The sequence below is a fragment of the Ilumatobacteraceae bacterium genome, assembly GCA_033344875.1.
Lineage (GTDB): Bacteria > Actinomycetota > Acidimicrobiia > Acidimicrobiales > Ilumatobacteraceae > Ilumatobacter.
This window is the reverse complement of the sequence record JAWPMO010000001.1, coordinates 2,161,623-2,179,288: the sequence shown is the minus strand read 5'-3', so window position 1 is coordinate 2,179,288 and position 17,666 is coordinate 2,161,623. Positions and strand designations below refer to the sequence as shown.

At 69.9% G+C, this 17,666-nt stretch carries 19 protein-coding genes; 10 read left to right on the top strand and 9 right to left on the bottom strand.

All coding sequences use genetic code 11. The features are described 5' to 3' along the window. Positions 1-87 precede the first annotated feature (87 nt). Genes R8G01_10330 through gatB form a run of 4 tightly spaced genes read left to right on the top strand, consistent with a single transcriptional unit; the run spans position 88 to position 4,449 of the window. Complete coding sequence (locus R8G01_10330; protein MDW3214384.1) at positions 88-1,269, top strand: citrate/2-methylcitrate synthase; 1,182 nt, start codon at positions 88-90, stop codon at positions 1,267-1,269. An 11-nt stretch (positions 1,270-1,280) separates the two neighbouring features. Beyond that, positions 1,281-1,580 (top strand): Asp-tRNA(Asn)/Glu-tRNA(Gln) amidotransferase subunit GatC, encoded by a 300-nt coding sequence (gene gatC / locus R8G01_10325; GenBank protein ID MDW3214383.1) that lies wholly within the window; start codon positions 1,281-1,283, stop codon positions 1,578-1,580. Further along, positions 1,580-3,016: an Asp-tRNA(Asn)/Glu-tRNA(Gln) amidotransferase subunit GatA gene (gene gatA, locus R8G01_10320; GenBank protein ID MDW3214382.1), complete on the top strand. Its 1,437-nt coding sequence runs from the start codon at positions 1,580-1,582 to the stop codon at positions 3,014-3,016. Before gatC ends, gatA begins: the two co-directional genes overlap by 1 nt. Beyond that, entirely contained in the window at positions 3,013-4,449 is a 1,437-nt protein-coding gene (gatB, locus tag R8G01_10315) for an Asp-tRNA(Asn)/Glu-tRNA(Gln) amidotransferase subunit GatB (GenBank protein MDW3214381.1), read from the top strand. The genes gatA and gatB overlap by 4 nt, the downstream gene beginning before the upstream one ends. A gap of 6 nt (positions 4,450-4,455) precedes the next feature. Here the strand turns inward: gatB and R8G01_10310 are convergent, their stop codons facing one another. From R8G01_10310 to R8G01_10300, 3 genes are read right to left on the bottom strand one after another with little or no spacing between them, the layout of a single operon-like run. Beyond that, positions 4,456-5,346, bottom strand: coding sequence for a hypothetical protein (locus R8G01_10310; GenBank protein MDW3214380.1), 891 nt, complete (start codon positions 5,344-5,346; stop codon positions 4,456-4,458). A 10-nt stretch (positions 5,347-5,356) separates the two neighbouring features. Continuing rightward, entirely contained in the window at positions 5,357-6,343 is a 987-nt protein-coding gene (locus R8G01_10305; GenBank protein MDW3214379.1) for an EamA family transporter, read from the bottom strand. Continuing rightward, positions 6,340-6,975: an NADPH-dependent FMN reductase gene (locus tag R8G01_10300; GenBank protein MDW3214378.1), complete on the bottom strand. Its 636-nt coding sequence runs from the start codon at positions 6,973-6,975 to the stop codon at positions 6,340-6,342. Before R8G01_10300 ends, R8G01_10305 begins: the two co-directional genes overlap by 4 nt. A gap of 138 nt (positions 6,976-7,113) precedes the next feature. Here R8G01_10300 and R8G01_10295 point away from each other — a divergent pair, with 138 nt between their 5' ends. The 5 genes from R8G01_10295 (at position 7,114) to R8G01_10275 (ending at position 12,029) form a co-directional block, all read left to right on the top strand. After that, complete coding sequence (locus R8G01_10295) at positions 7,114-7,995, top strand: LysR family transcriptional regulator (GenBank protein ID MDW3214377.1); 882 nt, start codon at positions 7,114-7,116, stop codon at positions 7,993-7,995. Between the two features lie 93 nt (positions 7,996-8,088). Beyond that, positions 8,089-9,333 (top strand): acyl-CoA dehydrogenase family protein, encoded by a 1,245-nt coding sequence (locus tag R8G01_10290; GenBank protein MDW3214376.1) that lies wholly within the window; start codon positions 8,089-8,091, stop codon positions 9,331-9,333. 82 nt (positions 9,334-9,415) lie between these two features. Then, positions 9,416-9,757, top strand: a complete 342-nt coding sequence (locus R8G01_10285; GenBank protein MDW3214375.1) for a lipopolysaccharide assembly protein LapA domain-containing protein — start codon at positions 9,416-9,418, stop codon at positions 9,755-9,757. Between the two features lie 246 nt (positions 9,758-10,003). Next, the gene (locus R8G01_10280) at positions 10,004-11,440 is read left to right on the top strand and encodes an AlkA N-terminal domain-containing protein (GenBank protein MDW3214374.1); all 1,437 of its coding nucleotides are present in this window, start codon (positions 10,004-10,006) and stop codon (positions 11,438-11,440) included. 16 nt (positions 11,441-11,456) lie between these two features. After that, on the top strand, positions 11,457-12,029 hold the full coding sequence (locus tag R8G01_10275) for a methylated-DNA--[protein]-cysteine S-methyltransferase (GenBank protein MDW3214373.1): 573 nt from the start codon (positions 11,457-11,459) through the stop codon (positions 12,027-12,029). Between the two features lie 124 nt (positions 12,030-12,153). Here the strand turns inward: R8G01_10275 and R8G01_10270 are convergent, their stop codons facing one another. Both R8G01_10270 and R8G01_10265 read right to left on the bottom strand, forming a co-directional pair. Further along, the gene (locus R8G01_10270) at positions 12,154-12,747 is read right to left on the bottom strand and encodes a hypothetical protein (GenBank protein MDW3214372.1); all 594 of its coding nucleotides are present in this window, start codon (positions 12,745-12,747) and stop codon (positions 12,154-12,156) included. A 60-nt stretch (positions 12,748-12,807) separates the two neighbouring features. Further along, the gene (locus tag R8G01_10265; protein ID MDW3214371.1) at positions 12,808-13,854 is read right to left on the bottom strand and encodes a LacI family DNA-binding transcriptional regulator; all 1,047 of its coding nucleotides are present in this window, start codon (positions 13,852-13,854) and stop codon (positions 12,808-12,810) included. A 113-nt stretch (positions 13,855-13,967) separates the two neighbouring features. Here R8G01_10265 and deoC point away from each other — a divergent pair, with 113 nt between their 5' ends. Beyond that, complete coding sequence (gene deoC / locus R8G01_10260) at positions 13,968-14,723, top strand: deoxyribose-phosphate aldolase (GenBank protein MDW3214370.1); 756 nt, start codon at positions 13,968-13,970, stop codon at positions 14,721-14,723. A 25-nt stretch (positions 14,724-14,748) separates the two neighbouring features. Here deoC and R8G01_10255 read toward each other — a convergent pair whose 3' ends face one another. Genes R8G01_10255 through R8G01_10240 form a run of 4 tightly spaced genes read right to left on the bottom strand, consistent with a single transcriptional unit; the run spans position 14,749 to position 17,615 of the window. Further along, complete coding sequence (locus R8G01_10255; GenBank protein ID MDW3214369.1) at positions 14,749-15,378, bottom strand: anti-sigma factor; 630 nt, start codon at positions 15,376-15,378, stop codon at positions 14,749-14,751. Then, positions 15,375-15,941 carry a sigma-70 family RNA polymerase sigma factor gene (locus tag R8G01_10250; protein ID MDW3214368.1) on the bottom strand — a complete coding sequence of 189 codons (567 nt, stop codon included), beginning with the start codon at positions 15,939-15,941 and terminating at the stop codon, positions 15,375-15,377. The genes R8G01_10255 and R8G01_10250 overlap by 4 nt, the downstream gene beginning before the upstream one ends. Positions 15,942-15,975: 34 nt before the next feature. Next, on the bottom strand, positions 15,976-16,398 hold the full coding sequence (locus R8G01_10245; GenBank protein ID MDW3214367.1) for a rhodanese-like domain-containing protein: 423 nt from the start codon (positions 16,396-16,398) through the stop codon (positions 15,976-15,978). Continuing rightward, the gene (locus tag R8G01_10240) at positions 16,398-17,615 is read right to left on the bottom strand and encodes a thiolase family protein (GenBank protein ID MDW3214366.1); all 1,218 of its coding nucleotides are present in this window, start codon (positions 17,613-17,615) and stop codon (positions 16,398-16,400) included. The genes R8G01_10245 and R8G01_10240 overlap by 1 nt, the downstream gene beginning before the upstream one ends. Positions 17,616-17,666: the final 51 nt, after the last annotated feature.

Below are 17,666 nucleotides of genomic sequence, written 5' to 3'. Positions count from 1 at the left end.
TGTGCCATCGTCCCAGGGCGGCGTGGATTCGTCAATGTTGATAAGATCAACGTTGATCACCAACGGTTGACGGCGGAAACTCGACGCATGAACGAACTCATCGACGTACCCCCGGGACTCAACGGCGTGGCGGTGGCCGACACGGCGATCGGAACCGTCCACGGCGACGAAGGCTTCTACCACTACCGCCAGTACGACGCGACCGAACTCGCGCGGTCCGTCGGTTTCGAGGAGGTCTGGTACCTGTTCGAACACGGTGAACTCCCGACCGGGGTCGAACTGGACCGCTTCCGGTCCGAGGTGGAGCCGCTCCGCGATCTGCCGGCCGATCTCGGCCCGCTGATCGAGGCCGCGGCGCGGACCGGTGGCTCGCCGCTGGCGCAGTTGCGAACGGTGCTGTCGGCGACGCAGCAGGTCATCGGCCTCGCCCCGATGCTCGATCTCGGAGTCGACGAACGGCGACGTCAGGCCCGCTCGATCGCGGCCTTGACGCCGACCGTGCTGGCCGCGCTCCACCATGCTGCGGCCGGGACCGAGATCCCCGCACCGATGCCCGGCCTCGGCCACGCCGCGTCGTACCTCCGTGCCGTCACCGGCCGGACGCCGTCGGCGGCACACGCCAGGGCGCTCGAGCAGTACCTGATGCTCACGGTCGACCACGGGTTCAACGCCTCGACGTTCACCGGCCGGGTGGTCGCATCGACCGGTGCCGACATCGCCGACGTCGTGTGTGCGGCGATCGGCGCGCTCGCCGGACCGCTGCACGGCGGTGCGCCGAGCCGTGCCCTCGATGCGCTCGACGCGATCGGCGACCCCGCGCACGCAGCCCGGTTCGTCCGCACCGAACTCGCCGCCGGCCGACGCATCATGGGATTCGGGCATGCCGTCTACCGCGCTCCGGATCCGCGCTCGGGGCTGCTCCGCGAGGTCGCCGAGTCGCTCGGTGGCCCGCTCGTCGAGCAGGCGATGGCGACCGAGGTCGAGATCCTCGCGACCCTCGCCGAGCTCAAGCCCGACCGGCCGCTGCCGAGCAACGTCGAGTTCTACGCCGGCGTGATCATGGAGACCGTCGGTCTGCCACGTTCGATGTTCACCCCGACCTTCGCCGTGAGCCGAGTGATCGGTTGGGTGACCCACGCCTTGGAACAGGCGGCCGTCGGCAAGCTGATCAGGCCGGCAGCACGGTACGTGGGGCCGCGGCCCGACCGATCGCTCGCCCGCGTCCAACCCGCAGCAGCCCATGTGGGTCGAGGGCTCGGGGGTCAGTAGCCTCGCTACTCGTGTCCGAACGTCTGACCCGTGAAGATGTGGCCAAGGTCGCACACCTTGCCCGACTCGAGCTGACGTCGGCCGAGATCGACCTGGCGACCGAACAGCTGGGCGACATGCTCGAGCATTTCGCCGACATCGACGCCCTCGACCTCGACGATGTCGAACCGATGACGCAGCCGTACCACCTGGTCAACGTGATGCGCGACGACATCGTGCAGCCGAGCATCGATCGCGACGAGGCGCTGGCCATGGCACCCGATGCCGAGGACGGTCGCTTCCGGGTGCCGCCGACGGGCGGTGAGGGCTGATGGGCGACGAGACCACCGCCGTCGAGATCGCCGCGGGTGTCCGCTCCGGCACGCTCAAGGCCGTCGACGTCCTCGATGCCCACCTGGCGCGGATCGACGACCGCGAGGGAGAGATCCACGCCTTCAACACGGTGATGGCCGATCGGGCACGCGAGCGGGCCGCTGCCGTCGACGAGGCCGTCGCAGCCGGACACGATCCGGGTCCGCTGGCCGGTGTGCCGGTCGCGCTCAAGGACAACATGTGCACCCGCGGTGTGCCGACGACGTGCTCGTCGAAGATCCTGGAGGGGTGGATCCCGCCGTACGACGGCACCGTCGTGTCGATGCTCGACGCGGCCGGCGCTGTCGCGGTCGGCAAGACCAACCTCGACGAGTTCGCGATGGGCTCGTCGACCGAGAACTCCGCATTCGGTCCGACCCGCAACCCGCTCGACACGACGCGTGTGCCCGGCGGTTCGTCGGGTGGTTCGGCCGCTGCGGTCGCCGCCGGGTTCTCGGCGCTGTCGTTCGGGTCCGACACCGGCGGATCGATCCGCCAACCCGCAGCGCTGTGCGGCGTCGTCGGGATCAAGCCGACCTACGGGCGGGTGAGCCGGTACGGCCTCGTCGCCTTCGCCAGCAGCCTCGACCAGATCGGTCCGTTCGCCCACACGGTCGGCGATGCAGCGCTCGCGCTCCAGACGGTCTCGGGGCACGATCCGCGCGACTCCACGTCGATCCCCGAGCCGCTGCCCGACTACTCGGCACTGCTCGAAGCCGGCGTCGAGGGGCTCCGTGTCGGTCGGATCACCGACCTGCCCGAGGGTGCCGACCCGGATGTGCAGCAGCGGCTCGAGCAGGCGTTCGACGCGCTCCGCGAAGCCGGCGCCACGATCGTCGACGTCGAGGTGCCCGCCTTCGGCTACGGCCTGACCGCCTACTACCTGATCGCCCCGGCCGAGGCCTCGTCCAACCTGGCTCGCTACGACGGCGTCAGGTACGGGATGCGGGTCGACGCGGCGACCACCGACGCGATGTACATGGCGACCCGTGCGGCCGGCTTCGGCGACGAGGTCAAGCGGCGCATCCTGCTCGGCACGTACGCCCTGTCGGCCGGCTACTACGACGCCTACTACGGCAAGGCGCTCAAGATCCGGCGCCTGATGGCACGCGACTTCGCCGTGGCGTACGAACAGGCCGACGTGCTGCTCACCCCGTCGTCGCCCAGCGTCGCCTTCCCGTTCGGGTCGAAGACCGCCGATCCGTTCGCCATGTACCTGTGCGACACCTACACGATCCCCGCCAATCTCACGGGCGACCCGGGCATGAGCGTGCCGTTCGGCACCGGTGCCGACGATCTGCCGGTCGGCGTCCAGGTGCTGGCGCCAGCGCTCGGTGAGCCGGTCATGCTGCAGGTGGCGGCCGAACTCGAGCGGGCGGCAGGAGGCCTGGCATGAGCGAGATCTGGACCCACGACGGCTGGGAGATGGTCGTCGGGCTCGAAGTGCACGCCGAGCTCTCCACCGCCACCAAACTGTTCTCCGCGTCGCCGAACCGGTTCGGTGACGAGCCGAACACCAACATCGACCCGGTCACCCTCGGTCTGCCCGGAGCACTCCCGGTGCTCAACCGGCACGCGGTCGAGCTGGCGATGCGGATCGGTCTGGCACTGAACTGCACCGTGCAGCGCTGCACGTTCGCCCGCAAGAACTACTTCTATCCCGACATGCCGACGTCGTACCAGATCAGCCAGTACGAGGATCCGCTCAACGTCGACGGCTGGCTCGACCTGCCCGACGGCAGCCGGGTCGGGATCGAGCGCGCCCACATGGAGCAGGACGCCGGCAAGTCGACCCACGTCGGTGGGGGAGAGGGTCGCGTCCACGGCGCCGAACACTCGCTGATCGATCTCAACCGGGCCGGTGTGCCGCTGGTCGAGATCGTGAGTCGTCCCGACATCCGTTCGCCCGAGCAGGCGAAGGCGTACGTCGGCGAACTCCGGGCGATCCTCCTCGCGATCGAGGCGTCCGACGCCAAGATGGAGGAGGGCTCGATGCGTGTCGACGCGAACGTCAGCGTCCGGCGCCCCGGCGACGAGTTCGGCACCCGCTGCGAGATCAAGAACGTCAACTCGGTGCGCTCGGTCGGTCGGGCGATCGAGTACGAGGCCCGGCGCCAGATCATCCTGATCGAGAGCGGCGAGGCAGTGCGACAGCAGACCCGCCACTGGGACGAGGGCGACGGCCGCACTCACACGCTGCGCGACAAGGAAGACGCCGACGACTACCGCTATTTCCTCGAACCCGATCTCGTCCCGCTCGACCCGTCGACCGAGTGGATCGAGTCGGTCCGTGCGGCGCTGCCGGTGCTGCCCGCAGCCCGTCGCACCCGACTCGCCGAGGCCGCGGGCCTCGAACCCGACAGTGAGGCCGTCGGCATCCTGGTCGAGCGCGGACAGGACGACTACGCGTTCGCCGTGCAGGCCGCCGGCGGCGAGATCGGTCGCGCGGTCGTGCATCTCAAGGAGGCGTTCGCCGATGCGGGCGCCGAGCCGGCGCTGCCGCCCGCCGACCTCGCCGGCCTCACCCGGATGGAGATCGACGGGCAGCTGACGGCCACCCAGGCGAAGACCGTCGTCGCCGAGCTCATCGCACGCGGTGGCGGCGACGCCGCGGCCATCGCCGCCGACAAGGGCTTCGAGGCGATGGACACGTCGGAGCTCGAAGCGATGGTCGACGACGCGATCGCCGCCCAGCCCGATGCGTGGGAGAAGTTCTGCGCCGGCGAGGGCAAGGCGATGGGCGCGCTCGTCGGGCACATCATGAAGGCGAGTCGCGGTCAGGCCGACGGCAAGCTCGTGTCGCAGATCCTGCACCAGCGCAAGAGCTGAGCTGCGTCAGTCGATCACCTGGAAGCCGTGGCCGGCGAACGCCGACTCGAGCTCCGTGAGGTGGTCGTGGTCGCGGGCGAGGCCGACGATCGAACCGCCCGATCCCGCCGAGTTCGCCGCGGCCCCGTTGCGAACCGCGATGCGCACCAGGGCCCGGGTCGCGATGTCGACGTCGATCATCATCGACCGGATCTCGAAGGTGCGGTTCATCGCCTGAGCCAAGCGATCGAGGTCGCCGTTCGCGATCGCCGTCGCCGCACGGTCGGCCTGCTCGGCCAGCCCGGACATGCTCGTGATCACGTGCGGGTCGGCGACGTCGTACCGGCGGCGGAGCGAGCGATGGACGGTGTCGCTCGTCTGCGCCGCCGACGCCGACCAGGCGACGAACAGGGGCAGCTCGACGGGAGGATCGAGGCGCTCGAAACCGACGGGGTCGAACCGCATCGACACCAGCTGGCCGACCGACTGGACGAGCCGGTCCTGCAGCCCGGCCGCGATGCCGAGCCGGTCGCGCTCGACCGACAAGGCGAGTTGCGCGAGTTCGATCGGCTCGAATCGGTGGTCGATCGTGGCGGCGAGCACCCGGAGTGCGCAGACGATCAACGCGCTCGAACCGGCGAGACCGACCGACCGCGGAATGGTGGTGGTCGCCGAGAGCGTGACATCACGGGGTCGGCCCACCGCATCGGCGAACGAGCGTGCCGTCGCCGCCAGCAGCCGGTCGAGATCGGCATCGCCGACGCGGACCGAGAATCGGTCGGCCGGTTCGGCCGAGGCGAAGGCGGCGAGATCGGGCACCGGCACGGCCACGACCGCGCCGCCGTAGCCGTCGGACGGATTGCCGGCCAGCGCTGCCCGGGCGGGGCATGAGCTGACGAACGATGCTCCGGGCGACATGGCGGCATCACTACCACGTACGGCGACGCCGGGCGGACTTCCGTGACGCCGCCGACGGTGCGTTGGTCTGGCCGGCGAGGAGCGCGGCGAGCGTCAGGGCGATGCCGATCACCTGCAGGATGCTGAACGACTCGTCGAGCACGACGACTCCCAGCAGCGTGGCCACCACCGGTGACAGGAGGCCGAGCAGCGCCGTCGCCGTGACCGGCAGACGGCCGATCCCGCGGAACCACAGGATGTACGCCACGAGGCCACCGACGACCGCCAGCCAGGCGTACCCACCGAGCGCGGCGGCGTCGACGTCGGAGGGAACGCCCTCGAACGCGGCGACGGCGGGCAGGAGCCACAGTCCTCCGGCGGTCAGCAACCAGCCGGCGTAGGCCATCGGCCCGACACCCGCCGGGCGCCCCCACTTCTTGCTGAGGGTCACGCCGGTCGCCATCGACGCCGCTCCGGCAACGCCGGCGAGGAGCCCGACACCGTCGAGCGAGGCGCCGGGACCGAGCACGACCAGGCCGACGCCGACGACGCCGACCACCCCCCAACCGAGGCGCCGGCCCGACAGTCGTTCACGGAGGACGCCCCAGGCCAGCAGTGCGACGATCGTCGGCTGGACCGCTCCGACGGTCGCGGCCACACCGCCCGGCAGACGTTCAGCGGTGACGAACAGCAACGAGAAGAAGAGACCGATGTTGAGCGCACCCAGCACCATGGCCCGCCACCACCAGTCGCCGGTGGGGAGTCGCCGGGTCATCGCGAGTGCGAGGAGTCCCATCGGGAGCGACCGTGTGAGTGCCGCGAACATGGGGTGGCCGGGCGGGAGGAGTTCGGAGGTGACGAGATACGTCGTGCCCCACGTCGCGGGTGCGATCGCGGTGGCGATCGTGATGCCGACCCGTCCGGTTCCGGCCGGCCGGGCCGTGGTGGTCGGGCTGGTCGGGGTGGTCATCGGCGCGGCGACGGCCTGGTGGGGGAGCGGGGCGGTGGTGGTGCTCACGCCGCTCGACTCCCGGCCGCGACGAGACGGGCGTCGGCGTGCAGCCGGACGTGGTCGACGAACCGGTCGGCCCACCCGGCGAGGAATCCCCGGGTACCGGCATCGCTGATCCGGCCGTCGTCGGTGAAGACCTCCGGCCGGAACTGCAGGTAGACCTCCGGTTGTGCGAGGGTCGGCATGTCGAGGAACGACATCACGTTGCGGACATGCTGTTGGGCGGTCGCAGTGCCGATCGCCCCGGGTGACGCACCGACGAGACCGGCCGGGATGCCCGCCCAGATGCTCTCGCCGTACGGGCGCGACCCCCACTCGAACGCGTTCTTCAACACGGCCGACATCGTCCGGTTGTACTCGGGCGTGACGACGATCAGGCCGTCGACCGACGACACCTCGCGCTTGAAGCGGCGTACCGCTTCCGGCGGCGTCTCGTCGAGATCCGAGTTGTAGAGCGGCAGGTCGCCGATCTCGATCTCGGCGACATGGGCCCGCTCGCCGATGAGGCCGGTCAGGCTGCGGGCGAGCGTGCGATTGATCGACGTGGACGACAGGCTGCCGACCAGAACGCCGATCGTCGGCGTGGAACTCGTGGCGTCGGCCGTGTCGATGGTGTCGGTGGTGTGGGCGGTGTTCATGGTGATCTCCTGGTTGGTCTGGTCGGGGTGTCGTCGGATGGCGACGGCATCCACTCTCAGCGAGATCGGGCAATGAGTCCAACACATGGTTTTCACCGAAGCAATCTCGAAACCAGATCAATCTGACAGACTGTGCTCGTGGACCTGAAGCAGATGCGTTACGTCGTCGCCGTCGCCGAGACCGGCAACTTCACCCGTGCCGCCGAGCGCTGCTACGTCGTGCAGTCAGCGCTCAGCCACCAGATCAAGGCGCTCGAACGGGAGCTGGGCTTCGAGCTGTTCGCCCGCACGAGTCGTCGGGTCGACATCACCGCCGCCGGTGCGGCGTTCCTGCCGGAGGCCCGGCGGGCGCTCGATGCGGCCGAGCGAGCGGTCGCCGATGCGGCGGCGGCGATCGGTGAGGTGCGCGGTCGGCTCGTGCTGGGCGTCATCCCGACCGTCACCGCCGTCGACGTACCCGCAGCGCTGCTCGCGTTCCGCACTGCCCACCCGGCGGTCAGCGTCAGCCTGCAGGTCGGTGGCAGCGACGAGTTCATCGCCGGCATCCGAGACGGTGTCGTCGACGTCGGCGTGCTCGGCCTGCCATCGGGCGACATCCCCGCCGGTGTCCGGTCGAGGGTGCTCGCCCGCGACCGGCACGTCGCCCTGGTCGGGGGTGACCATCCGCTCGCCGGCCGACGGTCGATCGATCTCGCTCGGTTGGCCGACGAGACGTTCGTCGACTTCCCGACGGACACGCCGGGTCGGGCCCAGAGCGACCGGGCGTTCGAAGCGATCGGGCTGACACGCGACGTCGCGTTCGAGGCGATGGCGCTCGACATCATCGCCGAACTCGTCAAGTCGGGCCTCGGCATCGCGCTGCTCCCGTCCGCTGTCGCGCCGAAGGGCGAACCCGGGCTCGCGACCGTGGCCCTCCGACGGGGGCCGACGCGCACGGAGCACCTCGCCCGGAGCGCGTTCAACCCGAGTCCTGCGGCCGACGCGTTCGTCGGGTCGATCTCACCCGGCGATCCCGGTTGACCACGAGACGCCGGAGCACCGGCAGGGCGCGTGCGGGTCGAGGACCGGCCGTCCGCTGGTCGTCGACCCACGCCTCCCGCGTAGGTTGCGCCCATGGACTTCTCGATCCCGGCTGAGATCCAACACACCCTCGACGAACTCGACGCGTTCATCGAGGCCGAGATCCTCCCGTTGCAGCACGCGGACGACAACATGCGCTTCTTCGACCATCGTCGGGAGTGGGCACGCACCGACTTCGAGCACGACGGCGTGCCGCGTGAGGAGTGGGAGGAACTGCTCCGTGAGATGCGGCGCCGGGCCGACGCGGCCGGCTGGCTCCGCCTGGCGCTGCCCGAGGAGTTCGGTGGGCGGGCGGCGTCGAACCTCGAGATGGCGATCATCCGTGAGCACCTCGCGCACCGTGGGCTCGGGCTCCACAACGACCTGCAGAACGAGTCGTCGATCGTCGGCAACTTCCCGACCGTCCTGATGATGCGCGACTTCGGCACCCCGGAGCAGATCGCCGAGTGGATGCCCGGGTTCCTCGACGGTTCACGCCGGCTGGCATTCGGGCTGACCGAGCCCAATCACGGCAGCGACGCGACCTACCTCGAGACGACCGCGGTCGAGGACGGCGACGAATGGGTCATCAACGGGATGAAGCGGTGGAACACCGGGGTGCACCATGCCACCCACGACATCATCTTCGCCCGCACGTCCGGCGACGACGGCAGCCCGGTCGGCATCACCGCGTTCCTGGTGCCGTGTGCCGACCCCGGGTTCGTGGTCGAGCACTACTGGTGGACGTTCAACATGCCGAGCGACCACGGCGAGGTGAGCCTGAACGAGATCCGCGTCGGCGCCGACGCCGTGTTCGGCCGCGTCGACCATGGCCTCGAACTCGCCCAACACTTCGTGCACGAGAACCGGATCCGTCAGGCGGCATCCTCGCTGGGCGCGGCGCAGCACTGCATCGACCTGGCGGTCGACTACGCGAACGACCGGGTGACCTGGGGCAAGAAGCTGTCGGTCAACCAGGGCATCCAGTTCCCGCTGGTCGAACTGCACACCGAGGCGGCGATGCTCCGACAACTGATTCGCGAGACCGCATGGCGGCTCGACCAGCAGCACCACATGGAGGTCACCCACCAGGTCGCCATGTGCAACTACCGGGCCAACCGGCTCGCCTGTGACGCTGCCGACCGGGCGATGCAGACGTGCGGCGGCATGGGCTACTCGCGCCACATGCCGTTCGAGCACATCTACCGTCACCATCGCCGCTACCGGATCACCGAGGGCGCCGAGGAGATCCAGATGCGCAAGGTCGCCCAACACCTCTTCGGCTTCGGTCGCCGGTGACGGGCGACGCCGTGTGGGCAGACCCGCTGGCACACGATCGCACCCACGTGTCGATCTGCCCGATACCGGGTATGTGCTCGTCATGGCACGCGATCAATCGTCCGAAACCGACGAGGCGTCGTCCGCGCGTTCGGCGGACCGCGCCGACACCGTCGAGGAGTACCGGGGAACCGGGATCATGTGGACGGGCTTCGCCCTGGTGGCGGCGCTCGCGCTCCTCGTGGTGGTCGCATTCCAGAACACGCACGATGTCGGTTTCGAGTTCCTGTGGTTCGAGACCCAGCTGCCGTTGATCCTGATCCTGCTCATCACGTTCGGGTTGGCGGTCCTGGGTGCCGAATCGATCGGCTTCGTCTGGCGGCATCGACGCCGGCGCCGGCTGCAAGAACGCGCAGAACTGAAGCGCCTCCGCGAGAACAGCTGAACGGGAGCACCTCGGCCCAGATCGTCGAGGTCACCAGCGACGTTCGCACGGTGTCGGGAAATGGCGATCGTGATCGACGAGCGTGTCGGCGCATCGGTCGACGGTGATGATCCGCTCGCGGACACATCGGTGAGTGCGCCCGTCGACCGCTGACCCCATGTTCGCCCGGTCAGCGGGTTTCAGCCGCCGATCGTGGTGTCCGATTCCCGCTCATGCTCCGTGGTGGGGGCTGACATGATGGTGCCTGTGAGCGACGCCATCCACCTCGATGCCGACCGGTGCTACCGGGCTGCGCAGAGCCGCGACGAGCGGTTCGACGGATGGTTCTACATCGCTGTTCGGACCACCGGGATCTACTGCCGACCGAGCTGCCCGGCCGTCACGCCGAAGCGAACGAACGTCGACTTCTACCCGTCGGCGGCGGCGGCACAGCAGCGGGGCTTCCGGGCGTGCAAGCGGTGCCGGCCCGACGCGGCGCCCGGGTCGCCGGAGTGGGATCTCCGCAGCGACCTCGTCGCCCGGGCGATGCGGCTGATCTCCGACGGCGTCATCGATCGGGAAGGCGTCGACGGCCTGTCCGGCCGACTCGGCTACAGCACACGTCACCTCAACCGGCTGCTCACCGACGAACTCGGCGCCGGGCCGCTCGCCCTCGCACGCAGCCAACGGGCGCAGACCGCTCGCGTGCTGATCGAGACGACCGACATGACGATGACCGACATCGCGTTCGCCGCCGGATTCGGCAGTGTCCGACAGTTCAACGACACGGTCCGCGAGGTGTTCGCCGGTGCTCCGAGTGACCTGCGAAGCCGGTCGAGTGCGGGTGCGGCAACGGCGGCGACCGGCACGGTCGCCGTACGACTCCCGGTGCGTGACCCCTTCGCCGGCGAACAGCTGCTCGATTTCCTCGGACGTCGGGCGGTGCCGGGCGTCGAGATCTGGGACGGTGAGACGTACGAGCGCGCGCTCGCGCTGCCCCGGGGACACGGCACCGTCGCGATCCGGCTGGCCGACGGCTACGTCGCTGCGTCGTTCCGGCTCGCCGACTGGCGAGACCTGGCGCCCGCCGTGTGGCGCGTCCGCCGACTGCTCGACCTCGACGCCGACCCGGTCGCCATCGACGAAGCCCTCTCGCACGATCCCGCACTCGCGCCACTGGTCGCCGCCACGCCGGGCCTCCGCGCCGCGGGTTCGGTCGACCCGACCGAGACGATCGTCCGAGCCATCGTCGGCCAGCAGGTGTCCGTCGCCGGCGCCCGCACCGTCACGGGGCGCCTCGCCGATGCGATCGGCGAACCGCTCGACGTCGAGCACGCTTCGCTGACCCACGTGTTCCCGTCGATGGATCGCATCGCGGCCGCCGATCCGGCGGCGTTCCCGATGCCGACAGCGCGGGCAGCCACACTGCAGCGGGTGGGAGGCATGATCGCCGGCGGCGATCTCGTGATCGACGCCGGTATCGACCGGCCCGTAGCGATCGAGCGGTTGCTGGCGGTGAAGGGGATCGGGCCATGGACCGCGGAGTACGTCGCCATGCGCGGGCTCGGCGACCCCGACGTGTTCCTCGGGACCGACCTCGGCGTCAAGCACGCCCTCGCCGCGATCGGCCTCGACGTCGCGGATGCCGAACGCTGGCGGCCGTGGCGCACCTACGCCATGCACCACCTCTGGAACTCGCTCTGACCGGAACGACCCCGACATGACGACGAAGATGGAGACGAAGATGAACACGGACATGAACACGGACATGAACACGACCTACCGCCGCACCACGATGCCGTCCCCGATCGGCACGTTGACGATCGTCGCGAACGACGACGCCGTCGTCGCGATCGACTGGGACGGTGAGAGCGGCCACGAGGCGATGCTCGGCGACGCCGAGATCGTCGACGTCGAGGCCGGCGATCATGCGCCGCTCGCGCTCGCGGTCGAGCAGCTCGGCGAGTACTTCGACGGTGAGCGAACCGACTTCGACCTGCCGCTCGCCGCCGCCGGCACCCCGTTCCAGCATCTGGCCTGGGATGCGCTCGTCCGGATTCCGTTCGGTGAGACCGTCAGCTACGGCGAGCAGGCCACGATGCTCGGCGACAGGAACAAGGCGCGCGCCGTCGGTGCCGCCAACGGGAAGAACCCGATCCCGATCGTGGTCCCGTGCCACCGGGTGGTCGGCAGCAACGGCCACCTCACCGGATTCGCCGGTGGGCTCGACGCGAAGGCCTGGTTGCTCGACCACGAGTTCGAGGTTCGCGCCCGGGCGGGCGCCGGCGATTGATCACGCGCCCAGGTGCTCGAGCGCCTCACGACGGGTGAGACCGCTCGGTCGATCGCCGTTCGTCTCGCTGTAGGCGCTCGCCGCAGATCGTCGATCCGATCGGCGAGCATCGGCCCGACGGTGGTCAGCGGCGCTTGGCGGCCTGGGCCTGCTCGCGGCGAGCGCGAGCCTCTTCCTGCTTGCGCTGCTTCATCTCCTTGCGCTTCGCCTTGATCGCGGCACGCTCGGCCGGGTCGACGTCGGGGCCCTGCACGATCGGGCTGATCGGCTTCGGCTCGGCCTTCGGCAGCTGGTAGTCGTCGTCGTTCTTGAGGAGGTCGCGGATGATCGCCGAGGCCGGTGCCTCGCCGGCGACGGTCGATGCGAGCATCAGCTGGCAGATCGCCTTGCCGTGCGTCTCGACCAGACCGGGGAGCACCTCGCGGAGCTGTTCGCTCGTCGGGTGGTCGGCGTGCTCACCCAGCTCCTCGATGCACTCGGCGAGGCAGGCATCGGTCAGCACGAGCGCAGCGCTCTCCATCGTGCCGTCGAGACGGCCCTTGCTGATCGCCTCACGGACCGACTCGGCCGACGCCGTCCCGCCGACGAGCTCGTCGAGCGCGTCGCGGTGTTCGTCGCCCAATGCGTCGATCGCGGACTGGAGTTCGTCGTCGGTCGCATTCGCGAACGCGCGATCGAGGAGGCCGAGGGACTGGAGGCGGGTCTTGACCTGATTCACGTCGCACGACGCTACCGGACCCTGCCGGCCGTTACTGAGCGGCGGGGACCTCCGGGTTGTTCAGACCGTGCGCGGCGGCGCCGTGGTCCGGCGCTCGACCAAGCGGATCGGCGCCGGCTGGGTGTCGATCGAGTCGTCGACGTGGCCGAGTTGGGTGACGACGAGACGGGCGGCACGAGCGCCGTGTTCGGCGACGTCCTGGTGCACGGTCGTGAGGCCGACGACCGGTGCGAAATCGTGGTCGTCGACGCCCATCAGCGACACGTCGTCGGGGATCGCGATGCCGCGCTCGTCGGCGGCCAGGATCACGCCGAACGCCATCTCGTCGGCCAGCGCGAAGATCGCCGTGGGCGGATCGTCGCGGTCCATCAGCGTGTTCAGCGCGTCGGCGCCGTCCTGGACCGTGAAGTTGCCGGGCACGTACAGGGCGGGATCGGGCTCGAGGCCGGCCTCTCGCATCGCTTGTTCGAAACCATTCTGCCGGTGGTGCGGCACGACGAACGGGAGCTCGTCGGGGCCGTTGATCAGCCCGATCCGGCGATGGCCGAGACCGATGAGGTGGCGGGCCGCGATGCGGCCGACTTCGACGTCGTCGATACCGACCGAGGGAATCTGCGGGAGTTCGTGGCCGACCGACACGAGTGCGAGCGACTGCTCGGCGAGCGCGGCGAGTTCTTCGGACGAGACCCGGACGTCGACGAAGATGATGGCGTCGACACGTCGATGGATCGCGTCGGCCGCCGAGAACACGTCGCGGTCGCGCGAGCCAGGGCCGACGCCGACCACGATCGTGTCGTACCCGGCTTCGGCGCACACGGCCTCGACCCCGGCGACGACGTGCGACGAGTACCAGCCGTTCAGGAGTTGGACGACGACGGCGACCGAGCGCGACCTACCGGTCGCCAGTCGCGACGCCGCCGGATCGGCGCGATAGTCGAGTTCGAGCGCCGCTGCCTCGACGCGCGCCCGGGTCGAGTCGGCAACGTTCGGGAGGTTCCTGAGCGCACGCGAGACGGTGGCGACCGAGACGCCGGCGGCCCGGGCGACGTCTTCGATCGTCGCGCGCTCCCGTCGGAAGTGGCTCGGCTGGGTGACGTTGACGCTCATAGGACACCCGTGACGGGCCCAACCATGAAAGCGGTTACAGCCCGCTGGGTCAAGCCGAGCGACCCGACGCCACCACTTCGGTACGCTGAGACCCCACCGAGGAGGTGCCCCCGATGACTCAGAACGACGCCCGACGAGCCATCTCGCTCGTCGATCTCACCAACCTCAACGACGACTGCGAGGAGGCGGCCGTCATCGCACTCTGCGAGCGGGCGCGCCGGTACGGGACCGCGGCGGTGTGCGTGTGGCCCGACTTCGTCGCTGCCGCGGCGACCCAACTGGCGGGGACCGACGTCGGGATCGCGACGGTCGTGAACTTCCCGACGGGTGACGAACGAGTCTTCTCCGTCGTGGGGCAGACCGAGCGCGCGCTCGACGACGGCGCCACCGAGATCGACCTCGTCCTGCCGTATCGGGCGTTCGCCGCGGGCGACCACGCTCACGCCGCCGCCATGGTGCGCGCCGTGCGCTCGGCGAGCGCCGGCCGGGCACGGCTCAAGGTGATCCTCGAGACCGGCGAGTTGGTCGACACCGACGTGGTCCGAGCGGCAGCCGAACTCGCCGTCGGCGAGGGCGCCGACTTCATCAAGACCTCCACGGGCAAGTCGGCGGTGTCGGCGACGACCGAGGCCGTGACCACGATGATGCAGGTCATCGCCGAGGCCGGTCGTCCCGTGGGCATCAAGCCGTCGGGCGGTATCTCCAGCGCCGACGATGCCGAGCGGTACATCGGACTGGCCGAAGCCGTCATGGGCGACGGCTGGGTCGGGCCGGCGACGTTCCGGTTCGGGGCGAGCAGCCTGCTCGGCGCGCTGATCGAGGCGGCAGGCCTCGACGGCGACACGCCCCCGCCACCGACCGGTTACTGACCGCGCGGTCGGGCGGCCCGTCCGGTCAGTCGTCGGGCAGCGAGAACTCGCCGCGCATCCGGGCATCCGACGACGACGCAGCGTCGTCGTCGATCGGTTCGAGGGTGATCCAGAGCCGGTGGAACTCGTTGCCGGTCACGCCGGCCCACAACTCGATCGGGCCGTCGCCGCCGCGCAGGTGGAACGTGCCGGCGCTGACACCGATCGTGCCGTCACCGACCCACGCCTCGTACATGTAGCCCTCGGGTGCGCCGGGCAGACCGTCGCAATCGAGCAGGATCTTGAGCCCGGCAGGGGTGGCGGACACGACGACGCTCGCCGTCGCCCCCGGCTCGGCGTCGGTGCCCTCGAGCGCGAAGGTCACGCCATCGGTCGAGCCCCGCGTCATCAGGACGAGTCCGGCGACCACCACCGCGATCGCCGCCGCGGCACCGAGCATCCGGCTCCGCGACCAGACGGCACGCGCTCGGGTTTCGGCCCTCGACGGGCCCGTGAGCCGACGAGCTGTCGCTGCCTCGTCGGCGATCGCCGCGACCACGGCGTCCTCGAGGTCGCGCGGCGGTTCGTCCCACGGCTCGGCGCGGGACAGCAGCGCCGCGAGTGCGGCGAGTTCGTCGTCGCTCGGGTCGGGGAGCGAGTCCAGATGGTCGGTCATGTCGGGTCCTCGGTGTGCACTACGTCGGCCGCGGCGTCGTGGTTCGCGGTGAGATGGGCCAGCGCTGCGGCCAGCCGCTTGTGGGCGCGCCCGGAGCGTGACTTCACCGTGCCGACGGGGATCCGGAGACGCTCCGCGATCGCTTCGTGCGTGTGGCCCTCCAGGTGCGAGAGGCGCACGACGTCACGCTCGCCGTCGGGTAGGGCGTCGATCGCACGTCGCACCTCGAACCGCTCCCAGGTGCGTTCGAACGTCTCGGGCTGCACGCCGACATCGGTCTCGGGTGCATGGCCACCGCGCGTGGGCTTCGACTCGGACCTGACCATGTCGATCGCCGTGTGGCGAGCGATCGAGTACAGCCAGGGGGCGATCTCGCGGTCGCCCTCGAACGTTCGCGCCGCCCGCCACGCCTTGACGAACGTCTGCTGGACGACGTCGGCGGCGAGCTCGCGGTCGCGCACGATCGACCTCGCAACCGTGTGCACGGCGCCGGAATGCTCGCGATAGATCGCGCGGACGGCATCGGGGTCGCCGGCGCGGAATCGCTCGATCACGTCGGACATCGGCGCCATGTTGCCACGTCCGAGCAGATCGTGGTCAGGTCTCGGCGGCTCGGAAGTACTTCGGGTCGGCGTGGACCGCCTCGACCGCACCGCCGGCCTCGCTCCAGCCGTTGAACCCGACGGTCAGATGGGCGACGTTGGTGTAGCCCAGTTCTTGCAGCACGTCGGCGGCGAGTGCCGAGCGGTGTCCTCCGGCGCAGTGCAGCACGTAGCGACGGTCGAACTCGAGACCGCTGCGGTAGTACGGCGACTCGGGATCGAACCAGAACTCGAGCATGCCGCGCGGCATCGACTTCGCACCTGGGATCGCGCCCTTGTCCCACCGTTCGCGTACGTCGCGGATGTCGACGACGGTCACGTCACCGGCCTCGATCTCGGCCTGCAGTTGTTCGACCGACAGCTCTTCGATGCGGCTCTTCGCCTCGGCGACGAGGTCGGCGACGGTACGGCGGCCCATCAGGCGGCCGCCAAACCGGACTTCTCCAGGATGTGGATGCCGCACGCCGAGCCGAGCCCGATCACGTGGGCGAGGCCGATCTTGGCACCCTCGATCTGACGTGGCCCACCCTCGCCGCGGACGTGCTGGGCGACCTCCCAGATGTTGGCGATACCGGTCGCCGAGATCGGATGGCCCTTCGACTGGAGTCCGCCGGAGACGTTGACCGGCATGCGACCGTCACGCCACGGTGCACCCGACTCGAAGAAGTCGACGGCGCCACCCTGCTCGCACAGCATGAGGTTGTCGTAGTGGACGAGCTCGGCGGTGGCGAAGCAGTCGTGGAGTTCGACGAGGTCGAGATCGTCGGGGCCGACCCCGGCCTGCTCGTACGCCTGTGTGGCCGCGTTGCGGGTGAGCGTGTTCACGTCGGGCAACACCTGGCACGCCTCCTGCCACGGATCGGAGGTGAGGATCGACGCGCTGACCTTGACGGCCCGGCGTTGCTGCTCGAGCGACAGCGTCTTGAGCTTCTCGCCGTTGACGACGACCGCGGCTGCGGCGCCGTCGCAGTTCGCGGAGCACATCGGCCGGGTGTTCGGGTAGGCGATCATGACGTCGCCCATGATCTGTTCGAGCGACATCGCCTTCGAATAGGCGGCGAGCGGGTTGAGGGTCGAGTGCGAGTGGTTCTTCTCGCTGATCTTGGCGAACAGCTCGAAGCTCGTCCCGCCGTACTTGTGGCCGTACTCCATGCCGACCTGGGCGAACACACCGGGCATCGCCTCGGTGCCGATCCGGCCGTCGACCGGGCCGACGGCACCGTAACGGCCCGACGGTTCCCACTCGTCGCCGTCGCTCTTGGCGACGCCGCCGCCACCGAGTAGGCCGACCCCGGCCAGCTTCTCGACACCGACCGCGAGGCCCATGTCGACCTCGCCGGCCTTGATCGCCATGATCGCGGTGCGCAGCGCGGTGGCGCCGGTGGCGCACGCGTTCGACACGTTGTAGGCGGGGATGCCGGTCTGGCCGACCTGCTTCTGCAGTTGCTGGGCGATCCCGCCCCGGCCCATCAGGTTGCCGGCGGCGAGCACGCCGATGTCGGCCATCGTCACCCCGGCGTCACCGAGCGCTCCCATGATCGCCTCGGCGCCGAGGTCGACCACGTCCTGGTCGAAGTGCTTGCCGAACTTGGTCATGTGGATCCCGAGGATCCAGATGTCGTCACTCGCGCTCATTGTCCTGTCCTTTCGCATCGCGAGTTGTGCCTGGCACAACTCGCGATGTCG

Bases quoted from the DNA above. Each gene is read 5' to 3' on its own strand.
- R8G01_10330 (MDW3214384.1), top strand. From the start codon at position 88: ATGAACGAACTCATCGACGTACCCCCGGGACTCAACGGCGTGGCGGTG.
- gatA (MDW3214382.1), top strand. From the start codon at position 1,580: ATGGGCGACGAGACCACCGCCGTCGAGATCGCCGCGGGTGTCCGCTCC.
- gatB (MDW3214381.1), top strand. From the start codon at position 3,013: ATGAGCGAGATCTGGACCCACGACGGCTGGGAGATGGTCGTCGGGCTC.
- R8G01_10310 (MDW3214380.1), bottom strand. From the start codon at position 5,346: ATGTCGCCCGGAGCATCGTTCGTCAGCTCATGCCCCGCCCGGGCAGCG.
- R8G01_10300 (MDW3214378.1), bottom strand. From the start codon at position 6,975: ATGAACACCGCCCACACCACCGACACCATCGACACGGCCGACGCCACG.
- R8G01_10290 (MDW3214376.1), top strand. From the start codon at position 8,089: ATGGACTTCTCGATCCCGGCTGAGATCCAACACACCCTCGACGAACTC.
- R8G01_10285 (MDW3214375.1), top strand. From the start codon at position 9,416: ATGGCACGCGATCAATCGTCCGAAACCGACGAGGCGTCGTCCGCGCGT.
- R8G01_10275 (MDW3214373.1), top strand. From the start codon at position 11,457: ATGACGACGAAGATGGAGACGAAGATGAACACGGACATGAACACGGAC.
- R8G01_10265 (MDW3214371.1), bottom strand. From the start codon at position 13,854: ATGAGCGTCAACGTCACCCAGCCGAGCCACTTCCGACGGGAGCGCGCG.
- deoC (MDW3214370.1), top strand. From the start codon at position 13,968: ATGACTCAGAACGACGCCCGACGAGCCATCTCGCTCGTCGATCTCACC.
- R8G01_10255 (MDW3214369.1), bottom strand. From the start codon at position 15,378: ATGACCGACCATCTGGACTCGCTCCCCGACCCGAGCGACGACGAACTC.
- R8G01_10250 (MDW3214368.1), bottom strand. From the start codon at position 15,941: ATGTCCGACGTGATCGAGCGATTCCGCGCCGGCGACCCCGATGCCGTC.
- R8G01_10245 (MDW3214367.1), bottom strand. From the start codon at position 16,398: ATGGGCCGCCGTACCGTCGCCGACCTCGTCGCCGAGGCGAAGAGCCGC.
- R8G01_10240 (MDW3214366.1), bottom strand. From the start codon at position 17,615: ATGAGCGCGAGTGACGACATCTGGATCCTCGGGATCCACATGACCAAG.